Below are 10143 nucleotides of genomic sequence, written 5' to 3' on the forward strand. Positions count from 1 at the left end.
GGGGAGGGCCGTCCTGGCGGCGGGCCGCGTACGAGCCGAGCGCGGGCGGGGCGACCAGCACGATCGCGAACACGGGGGCCGCCAGCAGCCACGCCACCCGAGGGGCGTGGCCGGGCCGCCGCCGCAAGGCCGACACCAGGCCGAGCACCACCAGCACCGCGCCCGCCGCCACCAGCATCGGGCGGAAGCCGGGCCGGACGTAGTTGGCGTACATCGTGGAGAACGCCGACACGCTCAGCAGCGTCGCTCCGAGCACCACCAGCAGCCACCCCTGGGCCCTCACAGCAGTGCCCAGCCCGCGACGAAGCTGACGGTGATCGCCAGCGCCAGCGTGAGCGGGACGAACCGCCAGGCGAAGGCGCGGCCGAACGTTCCGGTGTGCAGTGCGATCAGCTTCAGGTCCACGATCGGCCCGACCACCAGGAACGCCAGCTTCGCCGTCGGTGAGAACGCCGTGAGCGAGGCCGCCACGAATGCGTCGGCCTCCGAGCAGATCGACAGCAGCACCGCCAGGAGCGCCAGCACGAGCACCGACACCACCGGCACCCCGCCCAGCGCGGTCAGCCACTCGCGCGGGATCGCCACGTTCAGTGTCGCCGCGGCCAGCGCGCCGACGACCAGGTAGCCGCCGGCGTGCATGAGGTCGTGGCACATCGCGTCCAGGAAGGCGCTCCACCTGCCCTGTCCCGGCTCGGCCGGGCGGCGTGGCGCCGGCAGCCACGCGGCGCGCCCGAACCGCGCCCAGATCCAGCCCGCCAGCACCGCCACCGCCAGCGAGGCGGCGAACCGCGCGATCACCATCGACGGGTCGCCGGGGAAGGCGACGGCGGTGGCCACCAGCACGACCGGATTGATCGCCGGGGAGGCCAGCAGGAACGCCAGCGCCGCCGGCGCGGGCACGCCGCGCGCCATCAGCCCGTTGGCGACCGGCACCGACGCGCATTCGCAGCCCGGCAGCACCGCCCCGGCCACCCCGGCCACCGGCACCGCCGCGTAGGGGCGCCGGGGCAGCGCCCGCGTCCAGAACGACGCGGGCACGAACGCGGTGATCGCCGCCGACAGGGCGACCCCGAACACCAGGAACGGGATCGCCTGCACGCACACCGCCACGAAGACGGTCGCCCACGTTCGCAGCGCCGGGTCGGTCAGGTGCGGCGCGAGCAGGAACCTGCCCGCCACCAGCAGCCCGACCAGCACGAGGAACACCCACGGCGGCCCGGCCGCGCCGGAACGCTCCTGGGCCGGCCGGTCCGTTGTGGTGGTCATCTGGTGGCCCTCCGAGGGCTGGATTTTCGGAGGGTTCAGTATGGCATGCCGCCGACAACCGTTTTCATTGCGTGAAGTGTCCGATGTGCTCCCGTACCCACTGCTCGAACGTGCGCGGCTCCCGTCCGGTGATCTCCCGCACGGCCGGCACCACCGTGTACGCCTCCGGCGGCGGATTGCCCTGCCAGGAGGCGAGCAACTCGATCAGCTCCTGGCCGTACCCGGCCCGCCGCCACCGCTCGCGCGCCTGCTCCTCGGTAAGCTCGGCGAACTCCAGCTCCCGCCCGAGCACCTTGCCGATCATGGCCAGGCGCTGGCGGGCCGTGTACGTCTCCGGCCCGGTCAGCATGTACGACCGGCCGCCGTGCCCGCCCCCGGCCAGCACCGCGGCCGCCACCGCGCCCACGTCGGCCTCGTGGATGAGCGCCATCGGGACGTCGCCGAACGGCTCGGACACTCGCCCCTCCGCGCGAATGGCCCGCGCCCAGGTGAGGGTGTTGCCCATGAAGTCCATCGGCTGGAGCCTGGTCCACTCGATGTCGCTGTGCTCGAACGCCTCCTCCACCGGTCCCGGCTGCCCGTTCCACAGCAGCGTCACTCGCCGCACCCCGGCCTCGGCGGCCAGGTCGGCCAGCTCGGGGCCGGTTCGCAGGGTCGCGTAGTCGTCGCCGCCCACGGTCAGCAGATGCGCGCCGGCCACGCCGCGCAGCGCGGGAGGGAGGCTGCCCGGCTCGGTGAGGTCTCCTTGGACGATCTCGACCTGCCGGGGCAGCCGGGCCCTGGCCGGGTCACGGGTCAGGGCCCGCACCTGGTGGCCCGCTCGCAGCAGCTCTTCGACGACTTGGCGGCCGGCCTTGCCGGTCGCTCCCGTCACGAGGTACGTCATGTCTTCCGACGCTACGGAGGGGCCGCCGATAGAGCCTGGGCCGATGGGCCGAGGAGGTGCCGGACTTCCGTCCTAGGACCCGGAACTCGTCAGGCGGTGCTGCGGCGCGCCGGCCACCACCTGCCTGGTGGCGGCGTCGGCGCCGCTCGCGGAGAAGCCGGCGGGGATCGAAGATCGCTTACGGCTCGCACGGCCGTCATTGATTTTGCTCCGGCAATGGAACGTTTTGTTAGGTTGCGGGTGCCTTGGGATGGGTGTCGCATTGGGAGAACCGCATCCGAGGACAGCGCGGTCATGGGTCTGCTCGCTAGCAGAAGACTCCCATGCAGTGTCCCAGGGCGTATCTGACTGAGTGCCTCCCTACTCATGTGTGATCGGCCGGGCGCTCGCATGGTGGCCCCATGAAGACCACATCCCGCATCACCCGCGCTGTCGTCGCCTTGGTGGTGGCGGCGGCCGGCTTGTTATCGCTGACGTCGCCGGCGCATGCCGAACCGCCGGCCACCCAACCGCTCACCGTGCGGATCCTGCTGGTGAGCTGCGTCGACCCCTGCCGCAACACCGGCCTGGAGGACGCGGGGGAGAGCGCGCCCGACTTCTACGGGGAGATCACCTTCGCCGGGTTCGACACCTACACCACTCCCCGGGCGGCGGAGGACCAGGAGCAGGTCGCGCCCTTTTGGACCGTGAACCACGACATTCCCACCACCGTCGTCGAGCAGGACATCTCTGTGCTCATCAAGGACCACGACTCCACTTCCGGCGACGACTGGGGCGACGCCTCGCCTCGCGAGGGTGACGCTGTGGCGCGCTTCAAGGTGAACATGATCCGCGGAACGGTCTCCGGCGACATGACGGGCTCCGTCCAAACGGCCTGACCGGCCTCGGCAGAACCTCCGGCCAGGCCGAGCTGGACGATCGGGGCGGCAACGACTTCGTCGTCTCGCTGGGCCGGTGGATCCCACAGATGATCACGAACGTGGGCGGCCGGGCCGACGCCGAAAAGAGTACGCTCCTGCACGAGCTGGGGCACACCTTCGGACTGGGCCATGGCGGCCGCCGCGACAACGGCACAGTCGACCTCGACAACTGCAAACCCAACTACTTCAGCGTGATGAACTATCCACTGCAGTTCAGGGACGTCGACGGGAAACGGCCGCTGGATTTCTCCAGCTCGGCCACCGCCCCGCTCAACGAGAAGGACGCCCTGGACGAGGTCGTGAAGCCCGGCATGGCCGGCGTCGGCAGCCGGCTCGTCATCCACGGCGTGGCCGGCAGGTGGGTCACCCACCAGGCCGACGGGCAGATCGACTGGAACGGCGACACGAAGAACGACACCACCACGGCCCGGGAGGACATCGACTTCATCCCCGTCTACGGCGAGGACTGCGCGGTCCCCAGCCCCGACCGGACGATGGTCGGTCGCCCTGACTGGGACCGCCTCGTCTACAGCTTCACCGGCAGCCGCTACTTCTCCGACGGCGCACACGGCGGCGTGGAGAAGGAGCTGAGCGGCGACGATGTGATCAAGGTCAAGACCGTCGACCTGAAGGCCACCAAGACCGTCGACCGGGCCGAGGCCACCGGCGGCCAGACCCTCACCTACACCGTCACGGCCACCAACGCCAGCTCCACGACGGCCACGCAGGTGACGGTGACCGACACCCCACCCACCGGCGAGGCGATCACCCGCTCGCTCGCCGACGTGCCGGCCGGGCAGAACGCCAGGCAGACCTTCACCTACCAGGTGCCGTGCACCGCCGCGGACGGCAACACGATCACCAACAAGGCCGAGGTAGCCGGGCACAACGCCGAAGGCGAACCAGAACTGGCGGAAACGCTCGCCGACAACACCGCCACGGCCGATACCAAGATCCACGCGCCGAAGATCGCGCTGGAGCAGAGCGCCATCCCGTCGGTCAACGCCGGTGAGGCGATCACCTACACCCTCACCTACCGCAACACCGGCAGCGCCACCGCGACCGGCGCCACGCTCACCCAGACCCTGCCCGTCGGCATCTACTACAGCCAGGCCCTCGACCAGGGCGCCGGACCCAAGCCCGGCACCGTGGCAAGGAACGCCGACGGCTCCACCACCCTCACGTGGGACCTGGGCAGCCTGGAAGCCGGCGCCTCGGGCACGGTGACCTTCACCGCCCGCCCGAGCCTGTTGCTGACCGCAGGCGAGAGGCTCACCGCCACAACCTCGCTCCGGTACGGCGGAGCCGCCGGCTGCTCCTTCGGCCCCGCCACCGCGCAGGCCACCACGCAGATCACCCAGGTGGCGCCCAGCCGGGATCCGCTGATCTCCACCCTGTGGGGACTGCGCACCGACCTGCGCACCGCCGAGGCACTGGCCCGCGTCCAGGCCACCGACCAGCGCTACGACACCGACCAGGACGGCGCGCTGTCGCAGGCCGAGGCGGCCACGGCCCTGAAACTGCCGCTGCTGCAGCCGCGCACGCTCAAGGCCGAACTACTGGCGACCCTGCTCAACCTGTCCACCCGCCGCATCAACGCCGGCATGCATGTACTCACCGTGACGGTGCGTAAGATCGGCGCGAGCACGGTGGCCGAGGCCGCCCGGTATGCCCAGGCGACGCTGGCGTTGCCGTACCCGCACAACCTGCTGCGATACACCGACGCCACATTGGCGCTCACAGAGATCAACTCGGGGGTGGCCGTCCGCGACTAGTCAAGCCAGCCTCGAAGTCCCAGGACTTCCACTCGGTGCCGGCGTGGACGGCTCGCCGTCGAGAGCCAAGAGGCCTGCCGCCCACGCGGCGCCGGGTCCGCCCCCTTCCGTAGCGGGCATGCGGCATCGCGCACCGCCCTCGGCGGAGACCGTGATCCCACATGTCACGTGCTCCGCCCGGGGCCAGCAGTGTCCCGCTCGTCGGTGCGTTGACGAGCGGGATCCTGACGTCGGTGGTGGAGGCCGACCAGCCTTTCGCCGTGTTGCACGTCGGTGACGTCGAAGGTCGTAAGAGGTGCCTGTTGATCAGGACATGCATGCCACCCGCGGAGCCCCGAAAGTGATCTAAGAAGCTGACACTCGCGTTCACGACGCAACCGGGGGACACCCGACGGTTAGGGCTCCAGCGTCAATCTAATGGACGGTCTCCACGAGCCATAGCGGACCGACGTCAGCGGGCAGCACACTCAGCGACTCTCATCCACGCGAGCACGCCCGAAGGGCGGATCTGGATCTAATGGCTGTCCCGTCGTTCCTCGACCCCGTGGGCCGGTTCGCGCTCTTCTCTGCACCAAGCAAGACGCACGCCGCTGCCGAGAACGTGGCCCGAGCGGACCATGCGTCACCGACGACCTCAGTAGGTGAGGCGGGCGGCCTGCCAACGATGGAAACCCGATCATCGGCAGACCGCCCGCCTCCGACCTCGAGGGCGCGCACTGACGAGAAAGCAGCGTGTCTTGCCAGTAACCGGGTCCACGTGGCCCGACCCTGCAACGGCCCGTTCAGAGCTCAGCGCCAGGAGATCCTGGCTGCCAACCCCGCTCTCCGCCTGCAGCGACGCAAGCCCGCCCGGCGCGATGACCGCGCCATCACGCGCGCCCGGCTACCACAGTCCGCCCCACCTCGACGCCGCTCACGGCGACGTTCTTGTCTCCCGCGGCCGCCTTGGCCTGTTCGACCACTTGACTGCTCTGCGGGTCGGTGCCGGCCATGGCCCAGTCATGAAGACGCAGCCCGCCGATGCCCCTGGGCTCCTCCGGACTGATGTCGTCAGCGGCGACGAACCCGTCGAACGACATGCTCATGTCGTAGACGACCTTTCCCGTACGCTCCCCTTCCTTTCCGCGCCTAGCCTGGCTTCGGGTATGCCTTGTGCAGGTGACGACCCACGGTGCGTGGGCTGAGAAACAGTTGAGCGACCGTTTTCCGATCGCACCTCCTCCTCGCACCCGGCGTCAGGGCAGCAGCACGTGGGTGCGGTGGTCGAAGGCCTGCCCGTGCGGGGCGCAGGGAGTGCCGGGCTCGCGCGGGCACAGCGTCCAGTGCCGGGTGACGCGCGCCCGGTAAAGGCGGTACGGCGCGGGCGGACGCAGCTGATCGGGCGGGAACACCCGGCCGCCGCGTCCCGGATCGCCCGGATAGACCGCGAGCCACCGGTCGAGGTCGGTCTCCTCAGCGGCGCTCGCCGCCATGTACACCGCCTGCCCGGTGCCGGGCTTCACCTGGGAGTCGAAGACCACGATACTGACCTCCGGGCGCTCGGCGATGTTGCGCGAGTGGGCCGCCCCGGGCACGGAGATCCACAGGAAGTCCCGGTACCTGTCGTGTGCGAAGAAGACCGGGGTGATCCAGGGGGTTCCCGTCTGGTCGGCCGTGCCGAGAGTGAGGTAACGATTGGCGTCGATGATCGCCCGCGCGGTGTCCACGAGGGTGCTCATCGCGACCTGCCCCACGCGATCAGTGCGGCCACTGTCCCGAAGGCGAGGGGCAGCCACGGATCGGCGTGCAGGATCGCGATGTTCGTGACGGCGGCGCCGGCCATCAGGCCGATCAGGCCCAGCGCCGCCATCCGGCACAGGCGGGGCACGACCAGGCCGATCGCGGCGGCGACCTCCAGCGCTCCCACCAGGTAGCGGAACCACTGGCCGGCGCCGACGTCCTCGAACATGCCCACCATCGCCGGGTCGCCGGCGAGCTTGACCGCACCGCCCATCGCGAACTGGACGGCGAGCACCGCCTGTCCTGCCCACAACGCGATCGTCGTGGCTTTGCCGCGGGTGCGGGTCCGGGTGCGGGTGATCGCAGTAGTCATCCGTGATCTCCGAATCGTCGTTGTGATGTCGACGTCTCAAGCCTGCGCCGACCGGCGGTCGCGCTCATCCGTGGCGTCCACCGAACCGCCACCGAAGCACCACTGAGAGGCCGCCGAACTCCTACCGGCCGCCCCGCGGATGCGCCATCCTGGGGTGATGGAAGGCGAGATCTCCCCGAGGGAGGCCGAGGTCCTGGCAGCTCTCGGCGACCACCTGTCCAACGCGCAGATCGCCGGCCGCCTGCGGCTTTCGGTGCGGACCGTGGAAAGCCACGTGGCCTCCCTGCTGCGCAAGTACGGCGTCGCGGACCGGCGGGCACTGGCGGCGCACGCCGCTCTCCGGACCGTCCGGCCAGGCGAGATCAGCCTCCTGCCCGTCGGCCGCACGAGCTTCGTCGGCAGAAGCGGCGACCGGGACGCCGCCCGCACTGCGCTGGCGGACTCGCGCCTGGTGACGCTGCTCGGCCCCGGCGGGATGGGCAAGACGCGCCTGGCGACGGTGGTGGCCGGCGAATATCCGGACGGCGGCGCCTTCGTCGACCTGGTCCCGGCCCGCGCGGGGCACGTCATCCAGGCGGTGGCCGCGGCGCTCGGAGTGTCCGAGCGACCGCCGAGGCCGTTGGAGCACACCGTGCTCGAGCGTCTCGCTCCCGGCCGGGCGCTGCTCGTCATGGACAACTGCGAGCACGTGATCGACGAGGCCGGCGCGCTGATCGACCGCGTCCTGTCCCGCTGCCCCGGGGTGCGGGTGCTGGCGACCAGCAGGGAACGGCTGAGTGTCATGGGTGAACGGGTCATTCCGATCTCTCCGCTTCCATTGCGTACCGATGCGCGCCGGCTGTTCCTCGACCGTGCGCGTGCGATCGAGGCTGACTTCGACGCCCCGCCCGCGCTCATCGACGACTTGTGCGCCAGGCTCGACGGCATGCCGCTGGCCATCGAACTGGCGGCGGCCCGCGCCGGGTCGCTGGGCGTGGCGGGGCTGCTGTCCGCGATTGAGGACCGGCCGCGGCTTCTGTCCGGCGGTCGCGGGCCGGATACGCGGCACCGGTCGCTGCGGGCGGTGCTCGGCTGGAGCCACGAGCTGCTGGACGATGAGGAGCGGGCCGTGTTCCGGCGGCTGTCGGTCTTCTCCGGCGCCTTCGACCTGGACGCGGCCGCGGCGGTCTGCCCGGGTACGCCGCTCGCGGAGGTGGCCGACGTGGTGGGACGGCTGGCCGACAAGAGCATGGTGGTCCGCCACGGCGAGTGCTGGCGGCTGCTGGACACCGTCCGGGCGTACGCCGCCGAGCAGCTCGCCCTGTCGGCGGACCTGGCCGGGACACGCGCGGCGCGCTTGTCGTGGGCCGCGGACACGGCGGCCCGCCTGGAAGAACGGCCGGCCGAGCACCCCGAGTTCGACCGGGTGGCCGGAGAACTGCGGGCGGCGCTGGCGGAGGCGGGCGATCCGGCCGAGCCGGGCGATGCCGCGCACCGGCTTGCCCGGTCGCTGGCCCGGCTGACGTTCGGCAGGGGCGCGTTCGCGGAGGCGAGGGCCCACTACACGGTGGCCGCCCGGCATGCGGGCGACTTGGACGAGGCGTGCCGCGACCTCGGGGACGCCGCCCAGGCCGCGGTGGCCGTGGCCGATGGAGGCGTCGCCTGCTCGCTGATGATGGAGGCCGCCGACCGCGCCCGCCGGGCGCGTCCGCCGCGGCCCGAGCTGCTCACGTCCGCGCTGGCCCACGCGGTGATCATCACGGTGCGTTATCGGGTGAAGGCCGAGGATTCCCGCCGAAGCCGGGCCGGACTGCTGGCGGAAGCACCTCCGACGGCCGACCCGCACGCCTCCGCCCTGCTCCTGACCGCGCGCGCCTGGCATGAGGGCGGAGTCGGCCTCGCCCGTCAGGCGGTCGCCGCCGCCCGCGCCACCGGCGACGACGTGCTGCTGCTCGGCGCACTCGACGTCCTGACCACCGCGACCGCCCAGGCTGGCGACACGCGGGAGGCACACAGGATCGGCAGCGAGCGACTCGAGCTCATCACCGCACTGCCCGCCGGTGACCCGGCGTCCGCAGCGGAGATCATCGACGCCTTCCACGCGGCGGGCAAGGCCGCGATCGCCGCCGGTGACCTGCCCGCGGCGCGGACCATCCAGCGGCGGTCCCGGACGGAGGATCCCATCGGCGCTCACCCGTACATCGCGGCGCCGCGGCTCATCCGGGTACTGGCGTTGACCGGCCGCTTCGACGAGGCCCTCGCACACGCGGAGGCCATGTGGGACGGCTGGCGTGGCGACGGCTCCCCATTGATGGCCTGGATGTCGTCCGCGGCGGCCATGGCCGCGCTGGTGCATGGACTGCGGCGATCTGACCAATTCGAGCTGTGGCGGGCTCGCGCGATCGAGATGTCCGGCCGCCGCGACACCGCCGACGCGCCCGAGCTCGCGGCGTGCATAGCGTTCGTCGACGCCAGGACCGCCGTGCACACCGGCCGCGTCGACGATGCCGAGGCCTTGGTCGAGCGGGCGTTCGCCGACTTCGCCGAACCGTGGTGGGCGGCGTACGCGCGGGCCGCGGGAGCCGAGCTCGCCGTCGTCGCGGGGCTGCCGGACCGCCGGGCTCGTCTCACCGAGGCGGCGCCCTTCGCGGAGCAGAACGACTGGGCCGCCGCCTGCCTTGCCCGGGCCAGTGCCGGGGACGCCGCCGCGCTGAACTCCGCTGCCGCGCGGTGGGAACGCATCAACGCGGTATTCGAACGGGCATGCACCCTGGCCCTGATCCCGGACCGCACCCCCGAGGCCGCTGCGGCCCTCCAAGCCCTGGCCACCCACACCCCGGCCCCGGCATCCCGTCTGAACCGCACGCCAGGCTGATCGAGCTGAACGTCCCAACTCGGCGGGACCCGGAACCGGGCGCGAGCCGGGTGAAGGCGGCCGCGGCGATCAACGCGGGCACGAGGCGCCACCGCGGAAGCTTTCCCTCGCCGATCGCGATCACGACTCCTACCGCGATCGAGCAGCCACATCACGCCGAAGCCGATGATCAGCATCTTCCAGGTGAGGCGCCGTGCCCGCTTGCGATCGTCCATTTACCGCACGCGCAGCACGTCGCCGAGCTTGACCCGGGCGCCCGTCCGCAGCACGGCCCGTTCGTACACCTTGGCGCCGAAGGCCAGCACCGCCAGCACGGCCAGCACCATCGCGGCCATGGAGGCCCCCACCTG

At 71.6% G+C, this 10143-nt stretch carries 8 protein-coding genes and 1 pseudogene; 3 read left to right on the forward strand and 6 right to left on the reverse strand.

The genetic code is table 11. The annotated features are described in order from the left end of the window. The 3 genes and pseudogenes from EJK15_RS72215 to EJK15_RS63990 form a co-directional block, all read right to left on the reverse strand. Positions 1-283: pseudogene (locus EJK15_RS72215) on the reverse strand (TIGR03943 family putative permease subunit); the annotation flags it as partial. Beyond that, on the reverse strand, positions 280-1266 hold the full coding sequence (locus EJK15_RS63985) for a permease (RefSeq protein WP_138720038.1): 987 nt from the start codon (positions 1264-1266) through the stop codon (positions 280-282). The gene EJK15_RS63985 and the pseudogene EJK15_RS72215, both read right to left, overlap by 4 nt. A gap of 64 nt (positions 1267-1330) precedes the next feature. Further along, positions 1331-2152 carry an SDR family oxidoreductase gene (locus tag EJK15_RS63990; protein WP_138720039.1) on the reverse strand — a complete coding sequence of 274 codons (822 nt, stop codon included), beginning with the start codon at positions 2150-2152 and terminating at the stop codon, positions 1331-1333. A gap of 401 nt (positions 2153-2553) precedes the next feature. On the opposite strand from EJK15_RS63990, the gene EJK15_RS63995 reads away from it, so the two are divergent. Then, positions 2554-3030 carry a hypothetical protein gene (locus EJK15_RS63995; RefSeq protein WP_138720040.1) on the forward strand — a complete coding sequence of 159 codons (477 nt, stop codon included), beginning with the start codon at positions 2554-2556 and terminating at the stop codon, positions 3028-3030. 89 nt (positions 3031-3119) lie between these two features. Further along, on the forward strand, positions 3120-4847 hold the full coding sequence (locus tag EJK15_RS64000) for a DUF11 domain-containing protein (protein WP_138720041.1): 1728 nt from the start codon (positions 3120-3122) through the stop codon (positions 4845-4847). 869 nt (positions 4848-5716) lie between these two features. Here EJK15_RS64000 and EJK15_RS64005 read toward each other — a convergent pair. The 3 genes from EJK15_RS64005 to EJK15_RS64020 form a co-directional block, all read right to left on the reverse strand. Next, a complete protein-coding gene (locus tag EJK15_RS64005) occupies positions 5717-5932 on the reverse strand; it encodes a hypothetical protein (protein WP_138720042.1) in 216 nt (71 codons plus the stop codon). A 150-nt stretch (positions 5933-6082) separates the two neighbouring features. After that, entirely contained in the window at positions 6083-6565 is a 483-nt protein-coding gene (locus EJK15_RS64015) for a pyridoxamine 5'-phosphate oxidase family protein (RefSeq protein ID WP_138720044.1), read from the reverse strand. After that, on the reverse strand, positions 6562-6939 hold the full coding sequence (locus EJK15_RS64020) for a DoxX family protein (protein ID WP_138720045.1): 378 nt from the start codon (positions 6937-6939) through the stop codon (positions 6562-6564). The genes EJK15_RS64015 and EJK15_RS64020 overlap by 4 nt, the downstream gene beginning before the upstream one ends. Before the next feature lie 157 nt (positions 6940-7096). Between EJK15_RS64020 and EJK15_RS64025 the strand changes: the two genes are divergently transcribed. Beyond that, complete coding sequence (locus EJK15_RS64025; protein WP_171075324.1) at positions 7097-9793, forward strand: ATP-binding protein; 2697 nt, start codon at positions 7097-7099, stop codon at positions 9791-9793. The last annotated feature ends 350 nt before the right edge of the window (positions 9794-10143 follow it).

It is taken from the genome of Nonomuraea basaltis, from assembly GCF_005893125.1.
Taxonomy (GTDB): domain Bacteria; phylum Actinomycetota; class Actinomycetes; order Streptosporangiales; family Streptosporangiaceae; genus Nonomuraea; species Nonomuraea basaltis.

Bases quoted from the DNA above. Each gene is read 5' to 3' on its own strand.
- EJK15_RS63985 (WP_138720038.1), bottom strand. From the start codon at position 1,266: ATGACCACCACAACGGACCGGCCGGCCCAGGAGCGTTCCGGCGCGGCC.
- EJK15_RS63990 (WP_138720039.1), bottom strand. From the start codon at position 2,152: ATGACGTACCTCGTGACGGGAGCGACCGGCAAGGCCGGCCGCCAAGTC.
- EJK15_RS63995 (WP_138720040.1), top strand. From the start codon at position 2,554: ATGAAGACCACATCCCGCATCACCCGCGCTGTCGTCGCCTTGGTGGTG.
- EJK15_RS64000 (WP_138720041.1), top strand. From the start codon at position 3,120: ATGATCACGAACGTGGGCGGCCGGGCCGACGCCGAAAAGAGTACGCTC.
- EJK15_RS64005 (WP_138720042.1), bottom strand. From the start codon at position 5,932: ATGAGCATGTCGTTCGACGGGTTCGTCGCCGCTGACGACATCAGTCCG.
- EJK15_RS64015 (WP_138720044.1), bottom strand. From the start codon at position 6,565: ATGAGCACCCTCGTGGACACCGCGCGGGCGATCATCGACGCCAATCGT.
- EJK15_RS64020 (WP_138720045.1), bottom strand. From the start codon at position 6,939: ATGACTACTGCGATCACCCGCACCCGGACCCGCACCCGCGGCAAAGCC.
- EJK15_RS64025 (WP_171075324.1), top strand. From the start codon at position 7,097: ATGGAAGGCGAGATCTCCCCGAGGGAGGCCGAGGTCCTGGCAGCTCTC.